General features: G+C 73.8%; 17 protein-coding genes. 9 read left to right on the top strand and 8 right to left on the bottom strand.

Annotation, left to right across the window (positions count from 1 at the left end; genetic code table 11):
* Positions 1-87: 87 nt before the first annotated feature.
* Together FB388_RS04135 and FB388_RS04145 are read left to right on the top strand one after the other, a co-directional pair.
* Positions 88-1,473, top strand: a complete 1,386-nt coding sequence (locus tag FB388_RS04135) for an MFS transporter (RefSeq protein WP_142097100.1) — start codon at positions 88-90, stop codon at positions 1,471-1,473.
* A 167-nt stretch (positions 1,474-1,640) separates the two neighbouring features.
* Entirely contained in the window at positions 1,641-2,591 is a 951-nt protein-coding gene (locus tag FB388_RS04145; protein WP_142097103.1) for an ATP-binding protein, read from the top strand.
* 53 nt (positions 2,592-2,644) lie between these two features.
* Here the strand turns inward: FB388_RS04145 and FB388_RS04150 are convergent, their stop codons facing one another.
* A complete protein-coding gene (locus FB388_RS04150; RefSeq protein ID WP_142097106.1) occupies positions 2,645-3,331 on the bottom strand; it encodes a PadR family transcriptional regulator in 687 nt (228 codons plus the stop codon).
* Positions 3,332-3,473: 142 nt separating this feature from the next.
* On the opposite strand from FB388_RS04150, the gene FB388_RS39205 reads away from it, so the two are divergent.
* On the top strand, positions 3,474-3,644 hold the full coding sequence (locus FB388_RS39205; RefSeq protein WP_170225464.1) for a hypothetical protein: 171 nt from the start codon (positions 3,474-3,476) through the stop codon (positions 3,642-3,644).
* Here the strand turns inward: FB388_RS39205 and FB388_RS04155 are convergent.
* A complete protein-coding gene (locus FB388_RS04155) occupies positions 3,641-4,129 on the bottom strand; it encodes a hypothetical protein (RefSeq protein ID WP_142097108.1) in 489 nt (162 codons plus the stop codon). The two genes, FB388_RS39205 and FB388_RS04155, sit on opposite strands and share 4 nt — an antisense overlap.
* 126 nt (positions 4,130-4,255) lie before the next feature.
* Between FB388_RS04155 and FB388_RS39795 the strand changes: the two genes are divergently transcribed.
* Together FB388_RS39795 and FB388_RS04165 are read left to right on the top strand one after the other, a co-directional pair.
* Positions 4,256-4,621, top strand: a complete 366-nt coding sequence (locus FB388_RS39795) for a YkvA family protein (protein ID WP_246121591.1) — start codon at positions 4,256-4,258, stop codon at positions 4,619-4,621.
* Between the two features lie 54 nt (positions 4,622-4,675).
* Positions 4,676-5,092 (top strand): tautomerase family protein, encoded by a 417-nt coding sequence (locus FB388_RS04165; protein ID WP_142097115.1) that lies wholly within the window; start codon positions 4,676-4,678, stop codon positions 5,090-5,092.
* Here FB388_RS04165 and FB388_RS39210 read toward each other — a convergent pair.
* On the bottom strand, positions 5,064-6,788 hold the full coding sequence (locus tag FB388_RS39210) for a hypothetical protein (RefSeq protein ID WP_170225465.1): 1,725 nt from the start codon (positions 6,786-6,788) through the stop codon (positions 5,064-5,066). The two genes, FB388_RS04165 and FB388_RS39210, sit on opposite strands and share 29 nt — an antisense overlap.
* Positions 6,789-6,982: 194 nt before the next feature.
* Here FB388_RS39210 and FB388_RS04180 point away from each other — a divergent pair, with 194 nt between their 5' ends.
* A complete protein-coding gene (locus FB388_RS04180) occupies positions 6,983-8,446 on the top strand; it encodes a 3' terminal RNA ribose 2'-O-methyltransferase Hen1 (RefSeq protein WP_142097118.1) in 1,464 nt (487 codons plus the stop codon).
* On the top strand, positions 8,443-10,971 hold the full coding sequence (locus FB388_RS04185) for a polynucleotide kinase-phosphatase (protein WP_142097121.1): 2,529 nt from the start codon (positions 8,443-8,445) through the stop codon (positions 10,969-10,971). Before FB388_RS04180 ends, FB388_RS04185 begins: the two co-directional genes overlap by 4 nt.
* Positions 10,972-10,979: 8 nt before the next feature.
* On the opposite strand, the gene FB388_RS04190 is transcribed toward FB388_RS04185, so the two are convergent.
* On the bottom strand, positions 10,980-11,825 hold the full coding sequence (locus FB388_RS04190; RefSeq protein WP_211361758.1) for an LLM class F420-dependent oxidoreductase: 846 nt from the start codon (positions 11,823-11,825) through the stop codon (positions 10,980-10,982).
* A gap of 71 nt (positions 11,826-11,896) precedes the next feature.
* Here FB388_RS04190 and FB388_RS04195 point away from each other — a divergent pair, with 71 nt between their 5' ends.
* On the top strand, positions 11,897-12,829 hold the full coding sequence (locus FB388_RS04195; protein ID WP_142102550.1) for a LysR family transcriptional regulator: 933 nt from the start codon (positions 11,897-11,899) through the stop codon (positions 12,827-12,829).
* Here FB388_RS04195 and FB388_RS04200 read toward each other — a convergent pair.
* Positions 12,789-13,148 (bottom strand): MerR family transcriptional regulator, encoded by a 360-nt coding sequence (locus FB388_RS04200; RefSeq protein WP_142097125.1) that lies wholly within the window; start codon positions 13,146-13,148, stop codon positions 12,789-12,791. The genes FB388_RS04195 and FB388_RS04200 overlap by 41 nt on opposite strands.
* Before the next feature lie 64 nt (positions 13,149-13,212).
* Here FB388_RS04200 and FB388_RS04205 point away from each other — a divergent pair, with 64 nt between their 5' ends.
* Positions 13,213-14,178: an aldo/keto reductase gene (locus tag FB388_RS04205; protein ID WP_142097128.1), complete on the top strand. Its 966-nt coding sequence runs from the start codon at positions 13,213-13,215 to the stop codon at positions 14,176-14,178.
* A gap of 7 nt (positions 14,179-14,185) precedes the next feature.
* On the opposite strand, the gene FB388_RS04210 is transcribed toward FB388_RS04205, so the two are convergent.
* The 3 genes from FB388_RS04210 to FB388_RS39215 form a co-directional block, all read right to left on the bottom strand.
* Positions 14,186-14,392, bottom strand: a complete 207-nt coding sequence (locus FB388_RS04210) for a hypothetical protein (RefSeq protein WP_142097131.1) — start codon at positions 14,390-14,392, stop codon at positions 14,186-14,188.
* A 110-nt stretch (positions 14,393-14,502) separates the two neighbouring features.
* Positions 14,503-15,633, bottom strand: a complete 1,131-nt coding sequence (locus tag FB388_RS04215) for a YeiH family protein (protein WP_142097134.1) — start codon at positions 15,631-15,633, stop codon at positions 14,503-14,505.
* Complete coding sequence (locus FB388_RS39215; protein WP_170225466.1) at positions 15,633-15,779, bottom strand: hypothetical protein; 147 nt, start codon at positions 15,777-15,779, stop codon at positions 15,633-15,635. The genes FB388_RS04215 and FB388_RS39215 overlap by 1 nt, the downstream gene beginning before the upstream one ends.
* Between the last annotated feature and the right edge of the window lie 91 nt (positions 15,780-15,870).

The following is a 15,870-nucleotide window of genomic DNA, read 5'->3' on the forward strand; positions in this document are numbered from 1 at the left end:
CGCCCGTCGCACATCTCTCCGGGTGCAACGTGAGTCTGCCCGCACACCATCCCGTTTCCACGCCCGCGGGGGCACCATGGAGCCGAGATGAAGCTGCATCATCGCCTCTGGGTCGTCTGGTCGATCGGTCTGGCCGCCTACCTGGTGGGGGTGATGCACCGCACCTCCTTCGGCGTGGCGGGTCTCGACGCCGCGGCGCGGTTCCACGCGGCACCTGCCATGCTCGCCGGGTTCGTGGTGCTGCAGCTGCTGGTCTACGCGATCCTGCAGATCCCGGTCGGCGTGCTGCTCGACCGTTTCGGCGCCCGCAAATTGATCGTCCTCGGTGCGCTCACGATGGCCGCGGGCCAGCTCGTGCTGGCCGTCGCCGCCGACCTCCCGCTCGCGATCCTCGCGCGGGTGCTGGTCGGGGCGGGCGACGCGCTGACCTTCATCAGCGTCCTCTCGGTCGTCACGAGCTGGTTCCCGCCGCGCCGGGTGCCGCTGATGACCCAGCTCACCGGCCTGATCGGGCAGCTCGGTCAGGTGCTGTCCGCCGTACCGCTCGCGGCGGTGCTGCACGGTCCGGGCTGGACGCCGGCGTTCGTCTCGGCCGCGGCGCTCGGCGTGGCGGTGGGGCTCGCGGCGTTCGCGGTCGTGCGCGACCGACCGCCGGGCGCGCCTGCCCCACCTCCAGCGCCTGCGACGCGCGAGGTACTGCACGGCCTCGTCTGCTCGTGGCGCGAGCCCGGCACCCGCCTGGGCTTCTGGACGCACCTGGGCACCCAGTTCTCCGGCCAGGTGTTCGCACTGATGTGGGGTGTGCCCTACCTGGTGGCAGGCCAGGGGTTCTCGACGGGCGCCGCGAGCGCGATGCTCACGCTGCTGGTGCTGGCCGGGATCGTCGCCGGGCCGCTCTTCGGCGAGTTCACCGCGCGGCACCCGTTCCGCCGTTCGTGGCTCGTCATCGCCGTGATCGCCGTGACGGTCGCCGTGTGGACGGCAGTGCTCGCCGTCCCGCCGCCCGCGCCGCGCTGGCTGATCGCGCTGCTCGTGGTCGTGCTGGCACTCGGCGGGCCGACATCCATGATCGGCTTCGACTACGCGCGCACGTTCAACCCCGGACACCGCCAGGGGGCCGCGGTCGGGATCATCAACATGGCCGGGTTCAGCGCGACGCTCACCGTCTCGCTCGCCGTCGGCGTGGTGCTCGGGCTCGCCGGCCCCGGCGGCTACACGCCGGAGGCGTTCCGCGTGGCGTGGACGGTGCAGTACGCGGTGTGGGCGCTCGGCCTCGGCGGCGTCCTGGTGGCGCGCAGGCGGGCCCGGAACAAGATGGCGAGCGAGGGCGTGGTGGTCCCGCCCCTGCGCAAGGCGTTGGCGGCACGGCGCGCCACCCCCGAGCGGCAGGACGTGCCCGACGGACCTCCGGGCTCTGCGCCGCCGCGCGGGTCCGCCGTCACCCGTGGTCCAGGGACGCCCAGAAGCCGGTGAGAACGCGGGCGCCCCGGCCGGGATCCTGCGTCATCCACCAATGGCCGAGCCCTTCGAGGGTCCCGTGCAGCCGGTGATGGCCGAGGACCGGTACCCGTTCCCGTCACCCATACGTGGCAATGATTATCATCTGCGCTCCGGGTTCGGCAGTTGCGGGAGGAGGCGGCGTGCGAATCGCGTTCGTCGGCAAGGGTGGCAGCGGGAAGACGACCTCGGCGGCGGTGTTCAGCCGCTACCTGGCCGAGCTGGGTAAACCGGTTCTCGCGATCGACGCGGACATCAACCAGCACCTCGGCCAGGCACTCGGGCACGACGGCCCACCGCCGCGCGCGCTCGGCTCGGACCTGCCGTGGCTCAAGGAGCACCTGCGCGGCACCAACCCGCGCATCGCGAGCGCCGAGTCGATGATCAAGACGACGCCCCCCGGGCGCGGCTCGCGCCTGCTCGACCTCGACCCCGAAGGTGAGCTGCTGGTGCGCCACTCCGCCGTCGCGGGCGGCGTGCGCCACCTCGTGACCGGGGAGTTCGACGAGGCCGACATCGGCGTCTCGTGCTACCACTCGAAGACCGGTGCGGTGGAGCTCTACCTCAACCACCTCGTCGACGGCCCCGGCGAGTACGTGGTGGTCGACATGACCGCGGGAGCCGACGCGTTCGCGTCGGGCCTGTTCACGCGGTTCGACCTCACCGTGCTCGTCAGCGAACCGACCCGGCGCGGGATCGGCGTCTACCAGCAGTACGCCGAGCACGCCCGCGGCCACGGCGTGGAGCTGCGCGTGCTCGGCAACAAGGTGACCGACGCCGAGGACGTCCGGTACCTGCGGGACCAGGTCGGCGACGCGCTGCTCGGATGGTTCGGCCAGTCCGCGTGGGTGCGGGCCGCCGAGCGCGGGGCCGTGGCCCCGGTCGGCGCACTCGAGCCCGAGAACCTGGCCGTGCTCGACGCCGTGCTCGCCGCACTCGACGCGCGCGAGCGCGACTGGGACGCCTACCACCGCGGCACCGTGGAGTTCCACCTGCGCAACGCCGCTGCCTGGGGAAACCGAGCGATCGGGGCCGACCTGGCTGCCCAGATCGACCCCGACTTCGTCCCGGGGATGCCCGCGGTCCGCGCGTAACCCGTGAGCGGATACGAGTGCTCCGGCACCCGTATCCGCTCACGGCCCCCCTTTTACTCGGCCAGCAGGCGGTAGATCGCCTTGCGGGCCTCGGTGATGGTGGTGGTCGCCGACGCGATCTGCTCCGGCGTGCCGGCCGACATCACCTGTGCCGCGGCTGCGTGCAGCTGACCCAGCTGCTCCCACAGCTCCACGGCGCTCTCGTCGTCGGCGTCACGGCCGACTGACGCCCATACGGCGTCCAGCTCCTCGCGGTGCTCGTCGACGTACCGGCTGCCCTCCTCGGTGAGGTGGACGACGCGGCGGCCTTCGGCCTGCTCGACGCGGACCAGGCCCTCGTCCTCGAGCTGCGAGAGCGTGGGGTAGACCGAGCCGGGGCTCGGCCGCCACGCGCCGCCGGTGCGGTCGGCGATCTCCTGGATGATCTCGTACCCGTGCCGCGGCTGCTCCGCGACCAGCGCGAGCACGGCCGTGCGGATGTCGCCGCGCGACGTCCGGCGGCCGCGGCGGCCGCGCGGGCCGGGGAAGCCCCGCATCCCGGGGCCGAAGGGTGGGCCGAAGCCGGGGCCGAAGGGGTGCCGGCGGTGCCGGTGCCCCCGCAGCGCCTCCTCGTCCTCGGCGGGGCCGGCGAACGGCGGCGCGGGCGGCCCGTCCGGACGGAACGGACCACGGCGCGGTCCGCCGCGCCTGCCGCGGAACCCGAACGCGGGTCCGGGCCATGGGGTGTTCTGCTCGTTCATGTCTATCTCCTGTTCGTGGTGAGCCTGACTGGCTCGTGTGCCATCACGATATATCGCGTAGTCGTCGATGCAACCCCATCTTCGTCCGGGAACTTCGGGGACGCCTCAGGCGTCGAACGGGTGAGGCGAGGAGGCTGGGCCGATGTGGCTGAAGGTTCTCGGGGGCGTGCTGCTCGTGTGGCTCGCGTTCACAGTGCTCGGAGCGCTCTTCAAGTTCCTCACGTGGGCGCTCGTGATCGGCGCCGTCGTGTTCGTCGGCGCCGCCGCCTACACCGCGGTGAAGGGGCGCAACCGCCGCGCGATCGGACGCTAGCGACGGGTGCTGGGCGCGCCCGTCGCGCAGTTGCGCTCGACGTAGGCGCGCACCCGTTCGCCCGCCCCGGCGAACTCGGGGGAGTTGAGCCGGTTCACGAGCTCGGTGTCGCGGGAGAGCGCCGTCTGGTCGCCCCCGTTCGCCACCAGCACGTCCAGCTGCAACTCGAGCGCCTGCACGGTGCGCTCGACGTCCGCGCGGATGTCGGCGGGCGCGGCGAACACCATGTCCTGTCCCGCCCTGCGGACGGCGGCCACGGTGTCGGTCAGCTCGTCGCGCGGCACCTGGCCCTGGGCCATGAGCCCGTTGAGCGGGCGGATCGCCTTGAGGTTGGCCTGGGCGGCGGCGCAGAACGGGTTCGCAGGCGCGGCGGACCTGCGCGTGGGGTCGGGGGCGTCGGAGTCGGCCACCGAACGGCCGCCGCAGCCGAGCAGTACCCCGCCCAGCGTGACGACGAGGGCGGCCGAGGCTCCCGCGCGCGACATGCGGCCCATCGGATGTTCCCCCGAGATGCGTCGTGGTGCTCCGGCCCGACAGTAGACCGTGGCCGCCCGGGCACGGTCGGTCACCCCATCTGGAACTTCGTGCGGTTCTACCGCGTTGATCCAGTCGTGGCGATCAGCAAGCCGCGCCGGATCGCGGCATTCACCGCTCTGTGGCGTGCAGTGGCGCAGTCGAGCCGTCCCGGGGCGCCGAGCGCGTCCGAGCGGCTCCGCGCCCTTCCGCGGATGCTGCGAGGCGCCGTCACGGGCCGGTACCCGGCGTTGTCCCGTGCCCGGCTCGGGCTGATCGGGCTCGCGTTGGCCTACCTGGTCTCACCGATCGACCTGCTGCCGGAGGCGTTCCTCCCGCTGGTCGGTCTCGCCGACGACGGCGTGATCGCGCTGTGGCTCGGCGGTGCGTTCCTCGCCGAGACCGAACGCTTCCTCGCCTGGGAGCGGCAGCAGTCCACCATCGTCGACGCGCCGCCTGCCTGAATCGCAACATCACGGATCTTGTTCGGCCCCCGGGCCGCTCCTTACGGTGTGCGCATGCCGGTCCTGGAAGTCCACCTCGTCGAGGGGCTGCACACCTCCGCCCAGCACGCGGAGCTGCTCGTCGCGCTGAGCACCCGCTACGCCGAGGTCACCGAGGTGCCCCTGGACCGGGTGCGGGCCCACCTCGCGCTGCACCGCCCCGAGCTGTGGGCCAACGGCGGCATCCCCGCGGACGGGCGCTCGGCCCCGTACTTCACCGCCGTCGTGTTCACCGACCGGCCCGCCGAGCTGCGGCGCAGGTTGCTTGGTGCGCTCACCGACCTGATCGTCGACGTGCTCGGCGTCGATCGCAGGCTGGTGCACGGCGAGATCGTCCCCGTGCAGCCCGACGACTGGGCGGTCGGCGGGGTCCCCGGCGGGACCTCCCGCCGCGCCTTCGCCGCTACCCGTTCTGCCGCGATGCGCGGCTGAGCTGCGGGACGGACCAGCCGGCCCCGAACCGCAGCCAGGTCCAGAGCCCCGCGGCCACGACGAGGTAGACGCCGAGCAGCACGGCGAGCGCTCCCGCGCGCCCGGCGAGGGCGTCGGCCGCCGGCCGCACCGCGAGGTGCACGAACGCGAAGCCGCCGGTGCACGCGAAGAGCGCCCACAGCGCCGGTGACCAGCGCAGCAGCGCGGCTCCGGGCAGGAACGAAAGCGGTACGAGCGCGAACAGCAGGTTCGCCGCTGCACTGACCGCGGTGGCCGTGAGCGCGGTGGCGACGACGTCCGCCAGGAACGTCCCCGGCGCGCCCGCCGCGGCGACGAGCGGCTCGCGCACGATCCACGCCGCGCCGCCGAGGGCCGTCAGCGCCGTGGCGGCGAGCGCGACGGCCGGACCCTCCTCGTCCGTGCGCAGGGGCCGGGCGCTGCGGAAGGCCACCAGAGTGCCCAGGACGAGCCCGGGCTCCAGCCCCATCGCGCGTGAGAGCACGAGGCCGACCGCGCCGAGCAGCAGGAACCCGGGAACCGGACCCACGTGGCAGCGCACACCCCACCAGCGCGCCACGTACAGCAGCTGCGTGCCCTGCTGCGCCGCCGTCACGAGGACGAACGCGACGGCGAGCCCGGCCAGCATGGCCGGCGCCGAGTTGTCGAACGGGAACTCGGGGGTGAGGAACCCGAGCATCACCGCGCCGGCCACCGCGGTGATCGCGACGGCGGTGAGGAACACGCCCGGTGCCGAACCTGCAGCGCCCGGCGGGACCCGCAGGCGCGCCAGCATGGCCTCGATGCGGTCGGGCTGCTCCGCGGCGGCGCGGTTGAGCCGGCCGACGGGCAGGGCGAGCGCGGCGAGCAGCAGCAGCGTCAGCACCAGGCTCGGCAGGACCGCACCCGGGTTCCAGCGCGCCTCGATCGGCGAGGGGAACGAGGTGGCGAACGCGACGGCGGCCAGGTCGGCGGTGTGCTCGGGTGCGGCAGGCGGTGCCGGGGGGACCGGCGGCAGGGACGGGGCGTTGTGAGCGGGCCCGGGAAGCGGCGGCTCCTGCGGCGCGGCGGGGCGACGCGGCGTCAAGGCCCCGGTCCAGTCGAGGCCGGGCGACTTCTCGCGGTCGACCGCGCTGCCGACACCGGGCAGCACGGCGGCACCGACGGCGGCGTCGGCCCCGGACTCCGCGGCCGGGGCCTTCCGGGCGCGCGCGGCGGGGGCGGGAGCGGCAGGCGCGGCCTCCTCGCCGGCCGTCTCACCACCGGCGGCGTCGCTCGTCTCGTCGTCGGAACCCCCGTCGGAGCCCGTGCCGGCGGCCGCTGCGCCCTCCGCGGCGTCGTCGTCGCCGTCCTCGCGATCCTCCGAAGAGGCCGAGTCCTCCGAATCGGAGTCCCGCTCGTCGGGGTCCTCGTCGGAGGCGTCGTCCGACTCGTCGTCCTGGTCGTCCTCGTCATCGAGGCCGGGGAAGTCGGGGAAGTCCGGGAACTGCGGGTTGAGCAGGCTCCCCGGAGCCGCCCTCTCGGCCGGCTCCTCCTCCGTGCAGGCCCGGCCTTGCAGCAGGACGTCGACCGGGCCGACGCCGGCGCAGCTCCCCTCGCCGTCGCCGCCCCCGGCGAGCGCCGGCGCCGTGACGCCGACGGCGATCAGGCATACGACCGCACCGGCCAAGGCTGTACGGACCAGCGTGGCACTGCGCACCGTCATCTCCACCCGATCGACGTTCCCTCGGCCGGTTGGCCCAGCCACCGACGCCCGCACGGGGTGCAACGAGCCGCGCCGGAAGGAGTCACGATTCACCCGAAAGAGGATCTTCATCGTCGGCGCGTCGGGCGGCGCGGCGCGGCGCGGAAATGCCGGCGAGCCCGCGGGCGCTGTCCGGCAGACTCCGCCCTGTGCTCCTGACCTTGACCACCACGGCGGAACCGGCAACCGATCTGGGCTTCCTGCTGCACAAGCATCCCGACCGGGCGCAGACGTTCCCCGTGACCGCCGGGCGGGCGCACGTCTTCTACCCGCGCGCCGAGCCGGAGCTGTGCACGGCGGCGCTGCTGCTCGAGGTCGACCCGATCGCCCTGGTCCGCGGCAGGTCGGACGCGTCGACGCTCGGGCAGTACGTCAACGACCGGCCCTACGCCGCCGGGTCGATGCTCGCGGTGGCGCTCGCCGGGGTGTTCTCATCCGCGATGAAGGGCCGCTGCGCCGCCCGGCCGGAGCTGCCGTCGCGGGCGATCCCGCTGACCGTGCACATCCCGACCCTGCCGTGCAGCGGCGGTGCCGAGCTCGTCGAGCGGCTCTTCGCACCGCTCGGCTGGCAGGTCGACGCCACACCGGTGCCGCTCGACCCCCAGATCCCGGAATGGGGCGACTCGCGCTACCTCGACACCACGCTCACCGGGCGGCTGCGCCTCGCCGACGCGCTCACCCACCTCTACGTCCTCCTGCCCGTGCTCGACGGCGCCAAGCACTACTGGGTGGACGCCGACGAGGTCGACAAGCTCCTGCGCGCGGGCGGGGAGTGGCTGGCCGCCCACGCGGAGCGGGAGCTGATCACGAGGCGCTACCTGGCGCACCGCGGTGCCTACGTCCGGACGGCACTGGAGCGCCTTGCCGAGGCGGACGAGGTCGAGGTCACGGCGCTGGACAACGCGCTGGAGGCCCCGGTCGTCGAGCCGGAGTGTCAGCATGGCCACCTTCAGGACACGACGGGTCATGAAGGTGGCCATGCTGACGTCCCCGAGAAGCCCGTACCGCTGGCCGTCCAGCGGCGGGGGAGCGTGCTCGCCGTGCTGAGGGCATCCGGGGCGCGGCGGGTCCTCGACCTCGGCTGTGGCGGCGGGGCCCTGCTGCGCGACCTGCTTGCGGACTCGCAGTTCACCGAGATCCTGGGCGTGGACGTCTCGGCTGGCGCGCTGGAGGTCGCGGCCCGGCGGTTGCGGCTGGACCGGTTGCCGGAGCGGCAGCGGGAGCGGGTCGCGCTGCGGCAGTCGGCGCTGACCTACGCCGACGCCTCCCTCGCCGGCTACGACGCGGCGGTGCTCATGGAGGTGATCGAGCACGTCGACGAGGTGCGGCTGCCGGCGCTTGAGCACGCGGTCCTCGGCGTGGCGCGGCCGAGGACGCTCGTCGTCACCACGCCGAACGTCGAGCACAACGTGCGGTTCGAGACGCTGGAGCCCGGCCGGTTCCGGCACGCCGACCACCGCTTCGAGTGGACGCGCGCGCAGTTCCGCACGTGGGCCACCGCGGCGGCGAGCAGGCACGGCTACGGCGTGCGGTTCCTGCCGGTCGGCCCGGACGATCCGGAGGTCGGCCCGCCGACCCAGATGGCCGTGTTCGAGAGGGAGGCGGCGTCATGAGCGTTCTCCGCATCCCGGACATGGCGCTGGTCGTGCTCGTCGGCGCGTCCGGCTCCGGCAAGTCGACGTTCGCGCGCCGGCACTTCCCGGCCACCGCCGTGCTGTCCAGCGACGCCTTCCGCGGCATGGTCGCCGACGACGAGAACGACCAGTCGGCCACGACGCCGGCGTTCGAGGCCCTCCGCTTCGTCGCGGGCAAGCGGCTGGAGGGCGGCCGGGTCACGGTCGTCGACGCCACCAGCGTCAAGCGGGAGGACCGGGCCCCGCTCGTCGCGCTCGCCCGCGAGCACCACGTGCTGCCGGTGGCGATCGTGCTCGACGTGCCGGAGTCGGTGTGCCACGAGCGCAACGCGGCCCGCCCGGACCGCGACTTCGGATCGCACGTCGTGCGCCGCCACCGCGGCGACCTGCACCGATCGCTGCGCTCGCTCGGGAAGGAGGGCTTCCGCCGCGTGCACGTGCTGCGCTCGGTGGAGGAGGTCGACGCCGCCACGATCGAGGTCGAGCCGCTGCTGAACGACCGGCGCGGCGAGACCGGTCCGTTCGACCTGGTCGGTGACGTCCACGGCTGCCGCGCCGAGCTGGAGGAGCTCCTCACCGCACTCGGCTACGCGATCGCCCGCGACGGAGACGGCCGCGCCGTCGGCGCGCGCCACCCGGAGGGCAGACGGGCGGTGTTCGTCGGCGACCTCGTCGACCGCGGGCCCGACACGCCCGGTGTGCTGCGCCTGGTCATGGGCATGGTCGGCGACGGCGACGCCCTCTGCGTGTGCGGCAACCACGAGCAGAAGCTGGTGCGTGCGCTCGCCGGGCGTCAGGTCCAGGTGACCCACGGGCTGGCCGAGTCGCTCGCCCAGCTCGCCGCGGAGCCGGAGGAGTTCCGCAAGCAGGTCCACGCGTTCTGCGACGGCCTCGTAGCGCACTACGTCCTCGACGGCGGCCGCCTCGTCGTCGCACACGCCGGGCTGCCAGAGCGCTTCCACGGCCGAGCGTCCGGGGCGGTGCGCAGCTTCGCGCTCTACGGCGACACCACCGGCGAGACCGACGAGTACGGCCTGCCGGTGCGGCTGCCGTGGGCGAAGGACTACCGCGGCGGCGCAACCGTCGTGTACGGGCACACGCCCACCCCGGACGCGGAGTGGGTCAACAACACGATCTGCCTCGACACCGGCGCGGTGTTCGGCGGCAAGCTCACGGCGCTGCGCTACCCGGAGCGCGAGCTCGTCGACGTACCGGCGCGGCAGGTCTGGTACGAGCCGGTGCGCCCGCTCGTTCCCGAGCCGACGACCGCGACCCGTGACCCGGACGTCCTCCACATCGCCGACGTCACCGGCAAGCGGATCATCGAAACCGCGCACCACGGCAGGCTGACCGTGCGCGCCGACCAGGCGGCCGCCGCGCTCGAGGTCATGAGCAGGTTCGCGGTGGACCCGCGCCTGCTGGTCCACCTGCCGCCGACGATGGCGCCCACCGCCGCCTCCACCCGCGACGGCACGCTGGAGCACCCCGCGGAAGCATTCGCCGGCTACCGCTCCGACGGCGTGCAGCAGGTCGTGTGCCAGGAGAAGCACATGGGCTCCCGCGCGGTGGTGCTCGTGTGCCGCGACGGCGGGGCGCGCCGCTTCCCCGGGCCCGGCACGGTGGTGACGCGCACCGGCCGCCCGTTCTTCGGCCCCGAGCTGACCGACGCCCTGCTGACCCGCGTGCGCGCCGCGATCGGTGCTGCCGGCCTGTGGGAGGAGCTGGCGACCGACTGGCTGCTGCTCGACGCCGAGCTGCTGCCGTGGAGCGTGAAGGCGGGCGCGCTGATCCGGGACCAGTACGCCGCCGTCGGCGCGGCCGCGACAGCCGGTCTCGCCGCTGCCAACACGGCCCTGCAGGCCGCCACGGGCCGCGGCGTGGACGTGGCCGACCTCGCGGCGCGCGTCCACAGGAGGATCGACGCCACCGCCGCGTTCCGGGACGCCTACCGGCGCTACTGCTGGCCGACCGACGGGCTGGCGGGCGTGCAGCTCGCCCCGTTCCAGGTGCTCGCGGCCGAGGGCGCCGCCTTCCACACGTGCCCGCACGACTGGCACCTCGCGCTCGCCGACCGGCTGCACGCCGCAGATCCCGAGCTGATCCGCCGCACCGCGACGGCACTCGTCGACACCACCGACGAGGAGTCGGTGGCGGCGGCCACGGCGTGGTGGGACGACCTCACGGCCGGGGGCGGGGAGGGCATGGTCGTCAAACCCCTCGCCGGGCTCGTCCGCGGCACGAACGGGCTGGTGCAGCCCGGGGTGAAGGTGCGCGGGCGGGAGTACCTGCGGCTGATCTACGGGCCGGACTACACCGCGCCCGAGCACCTCGACCGGCTCCGCCAGCGGGGGCTGGGCCGCAAGCGCGGCCTCGCCCTGCGCGAGTACGCACTCGGCGTCGAGGCGCTGGAGCGGCTGGCCCGCGACGAGCCGCTGTGGCGGGTGCACGAGTGCGTGTTCGCGGTGCTGGCGCTGGAGTCGGAGCCGGTGGACCCGCGCCTGTAGTCGCGGAGCTACGGGAGGAAGGCGCCGGGGGCGTTGCGGTCCAGGAAGCGCAACAGGGCGTCCCCGTCCGCGTCGGCGCGCGGGGCGACGATCAGGCGGTCGGCCCCCGCGTCGGCGAAGGCCTGCACCGTGGCCGTGTCCAGCCGGCGTTCCGGCGTCACCGAGATGTGCAGCGGGCGATCCCGGCCGGCCTCGGCGGCGGCCTTGCGCAGGGCGGTGACCTGCTCGGCGGTCGACTCGGGCGAGTGCATGTAGCCGTACCAGCCGTCGGCGTCGCGGGCGGCGCGCCGGTGGGCGGCGGCGGTTCGGCCGCCGACCACCACCGGGAGCGGTCGCTGCACCGGCCGCGGATGGGCGTCGACCCCGGCGAACCGGACGTGCTTCCCGGAATGGATGGGAGCGTCGGACGTCCACAAGGTGCGCATCGCCGCGAGGTACTCGTCGGTGCGGGAGCCGCGCTCGGCCATCGGCACGCCGATCGCCGACAGCTCCGGCTCCAGGTAGCCAGCGCCGACGCCGACCACGAGGCGCCCGCCCGACACCACGTCGAGGCTGGCCAGCTGCTTGGCCAGCACCAGCGGGTTGCGCTGCGGCAGCACGATCACCCCGGTGCCCAGCCGCACCCGCGACGTGTGGGCGGCGAGGTGGGCGAGCAGGACGATCGGGTCGAGGATCGGATCGCCCGGCTCCATCGGCGACGGCGGCACGCGCGGGCTCGGCAGCACCACGTGCTCGCCTGCCCAGAGCGAGTCGTAGCCGAGCTCCTCGGCGTGCCGGGCCACGCGAGCGGCCGCCGTGGGATCCGACTGGACCGCGGCGTTGTGCAGGAACAGACCGATGGTCGGGGCACTCACACCGCCTACGGTAGGCAGCGACGACGCATGCGACTAGCGACATCTCGGAAGGGGTGACATTCCCGGTGGACATGGATCGGGCCGACCTGCGGCTGGTCGTGGCCGTCGCGGAGCACGGCTCCTTCACCGCGGCGGCCGGGCGGCTCGGCTACACGCAGTCGGCCGTGTCGCGCCGGATCGCCGCCCTGGAGCGGGCGGCGGGCGTCGCCCTGTTCCACCGCGACGCCCGGGGTGTCCGGCTCACCGGTCCCGGCGCGGTGCTGCACCGACATGCGCAGATCGCGCTGCAGGCCATGGACGACGCCGCCGCTGCGCTCGCCGCCGTGCGGGACGGCACGGCCGGTCCGCTGCGGCTCGGCGCCGTGCCCACCGCCAACGCCACGCTGGTGCCGCGCGCCCTCGCCCGGCTGGAGGCGGACCACCCGCAGGTGGATCCGCGGCTGCGGGAGGGCGGCAGCGTCGACCTCGGCCGCGCCGTCGCGACGGGTGACCTCGACATCGCGGTCGTGTTCGCCGTTCCGGTCGAACCCGTGCCGGCCGATGTCGAGCTGGTCGACCTGGTGCGCGACCCGCTGCTGGTCGCGATGCCGCGGGGCCACCGGCTGGCCGGGGCTCGCGAGGTCCGCCTCGCCGACCTGGCGGGGGAGCGCTGGGTGCAGGGCACTCCCGACATGGCCGACGAGCTCTTCGCCGTCGCCGATCCCGCCCCGGAACGCGTGTTCCGGGTGCGGGAGTGGACCGCGAAGCAGGGGTTCGTGGCCGCCGGGCTCGGCCTCACCGTGGTGGCGTCGCTCGCGGCCGATGGCGTGCGCCCCGACGTCGTGCTGCGCCCGCTGCGCGGCGCGGGCTCGGCGCGCCGCGTGGCGGCCGTGCTCCCGCGGAACGCGCCCTCCGCGGCCGCCGCGCGCCTGCTGGAGCTCCTGCGCGAGGTCGCCGCGGAGCTGGACGTCGCTGCCGGGAGCCTCAGCGCGAGGCCGAGGCAGCCGCGTCGAGGTACCGGGTGAGGGCTTGGCGGTGGTGGGCGAGCTTGTCCATGCGCGCCTCGATGTTCTCCAGGACCTCCTGCAGGAGTGCGGAGAGGCTCGGGCAGGCGTCGAACCGAGGAGGCTTGCCTTCGGCGCAGGGGAGCACCTCGCGGATCACCTCGGTGGGCAGGCCGGCGTCGAGCAGGGCACGGATCTGGCCGACGATCATCGGGGCGTCGTCGGCGTAGTCGCGGTAGCCGTTGGGCAGCCGGGTGGACGTGAGCAAGCCCTGTTGCTCGTAGTACCGCAGCAACCTCGGGCTCACCGACGTCATCCGCGCGAGCTCACCGATCAGCATGTGACCCACTCCACGGCCCGATCACTGGACGTTGACATCGATGTGCAAGTTTAGCTTCGGCCGCATGCACTACACCTACCTCGGCCGGACCGGCCTGCAGGTCTCGCGGCTCGTTCTCGGCACCATGAACTTCGGCCCGGACACCTCGGAAGAGGACAGCCACGCGATCATGGACCGGGCGCTGGACCGCGGCATCAACTTCTTCGACACCGCCAACATCTACGGGTGGAAGCTCGGCGAGGGCTGGACCGAGCAGATCGTCGGCCGCTGGCTCGCGAAGTCCGGGCGGCGGGACGAGATCGTGCTGGCCAGCAAGGTGTACGAGCCCATGGGGGAGGGGCCGAACACGAGCGGTCTGTCGGCCCGGCACATCCGCCAGCAGGTCGAGGGGACGCTGCGCCGGCTGCAGACCGATCACCTCGACCTCTACCAGGCCCACCACGTCGACCGGCACACGCCGTGGGAGGAGTTCTGGCAGGCGATGGACACCCTCGTCGCCCAGGGCAAGGTGCTGTACGTCGGTTCCTCGAACTTCGCGGGCTGGCACATCGCGCAGGCGAGCGAAGCGGCCCGGCGCAGGCGCACGCTCGGGCTGGTGAGCGAGCAGCACCTCTACAACCTGGCCGAGCGTTCCGCCGAACTGGAGGTGCTGCCCGCCGCGCGCGACTACGGGTTGGGGTTCATCCCGTGGTCGCCGCTCTTCGGCGGGATCCTGGGCGGGATCCTGCGCAAGACCCGGCGCCGCGACAGCGGCTCCGACCTGACCGCGGCACGGCTGGCCGCGGTCCGGGACCGCGTCGAAGCGTACGAGTCGTACTGCGACGAGATCGGGCACCATCCCGCCGCCGTCGGCCTGGCATGGCTGCTGCACCAGGACGGCGTGACGGCGCCGATCGTCGGACCCCGCACCCTCGAGCACCTCGAGCACTCGCTCACCGCGCTCGAGGTCCGCCTCGGCAAGGCCGAACTCGACCGTCTCGACGAGATCTTCCCCGGTCCCGGACCGGCGCCCGAGGCCTACGCGTGGTGAGGCCGGCTCAGCGCAGCGGTGGGTGCCGGTGCAGCGCGCTGCGCGCCACGGCCAGCTCGTGCGCGACCTCGGCGGCGATGAGCTCGGCGTGCAGGGCCGACTCCTCCGCGGCGTGCAGCCCGAGCGCCCGGTGGCGGCGCACCAGGTCCTCGAGCGAGTTCAACAGGCGGTCGGCGATGGACTGGCGGACGGACTCGCGGCTGTGGGTCGGCACTGGGGTCTCCTCGTGAGGTGTCGGACGGACGGGACTGCCGTTCGTCCGACACCGCGCGCTCGCGTCGCGGCGCAGGTCCCGATCGCGCCGGGAGACGAGCACCGGCGCGGTCATGGCTGTGGGGCCGAGAACCCGGAGAAGAGCAGGATCGCGAGGCCGAGACCGACGGCCAGGTTCACAACGGTGGCGCTCGCGAACACGCCGATCGGGCGCCAGCCGGCCTCACGCAACGGCGCGACGCGGAACTCCAGCCCGATCGCGACGAAGGCGAGGATCAGGAAGGTCGTCCGCAGGTCGTTGACGGTGGAGATGAGCGGCCGTGCGGCGGCCGAACCCACGGCATCGGTGAACACCGTCGCGATGATCGACGCCGCGAGGAACCCGAGCACGAACTTCGGGAACCGCTCCCACAGCTCCCGGGCGCGGGGCCGGGCGGAGTCGGCGCTGCGTTCGATGCGGAACGCGAAGTAGGCGGTGAGTGCCACGGCGACGACACCCAGCAAGGCGTTCTGGGTGGTCTTCACGATCGTGGCGATCTGCAGCGCCTCCTCGCCGACGATCGCGCCCGCGGCGCTGACGGCCGCCGTCGTGTCGATGTTGCCGCCGACCCACGCCCCGCCCACCGCCGGGCCGAGGCCGAAGGCGTCGACGAGGGCGGGGAGCAGGAAGATCGACGGGAGCGCGAAGAGCACGACGAGGCTCGCGGTGTAGGCGAGCTGCTCGCGCTTCGCCTGTACCGCTCCCGCCGCGGCGATCGCCGCGCTCACCCCGCAGATCGAGACCGCCGACGCCAGCAGGGCGCGCAGCTTGTCGTCCAGCCCGAGCCGGCCGCCGAGCCACCACGTGAACCCGAAGACGACGCTGATCAGCACGACGGCCTGCGCGATGGCCGGTCCGGCGGCCCGCACGATCACCGCGATGTTGATCGAGGCGCCGAGCAGCACGAGCCCGGTCTTGATGAAGAACTCCGTGCGGAACCCGGCGGCGAGCCGATCGCGCAGCCCGAGCTGGGTGAGCACGACGTTGCCCAGCAGGCCCAGCGCGATCGCGTACACGGGGTACTCGATGACTGCCGCGACCTCGCCGAAGGCCGAGCCTTCCGTTGCCGCCGGAACCGTCTGCTCCAGGAACCGGGTCGCCGCGCCCAGCACCAGCACGACGGCGACGCCGGCGAGCGCCCGGACGGCCGCGGAGTCCTGGACTCGGGCGGGCGAAGTGGTGCGCTCCTCCGTGCCGGCCATCACGGCACCAGCCAGCCGGGCAGCAGGCCGGTGAGTACCAGCCCGAGCAGCAGCAGGCCGACGATGGTGGCGGCCCAGTCCTCGTTGAGCGCGACGCGGCGGGCGCTGCCCACCGCCGGGTCGTCAGGGGGAGGTGTTTCGGTCATGGATTTGTCCCTTTTGCGACGCAGGGTCCGGCTCGCTACGCGGCACCGGGAGACGGTCCGTCAGGGACAACAGCCCGAGCTGTGCACACGC

The sequence above is a fragment of the Pseudonocardia cypriaca genome (assembly GCF_006717045.1).
Classification (GTDB): domain Bacteria; phylum Actinomycetota; class Actinomycetes; order Mycobacteriales; family Pseudonocardiaceae; genus Pseudonocardia; species Pseudonocardia cypriaca.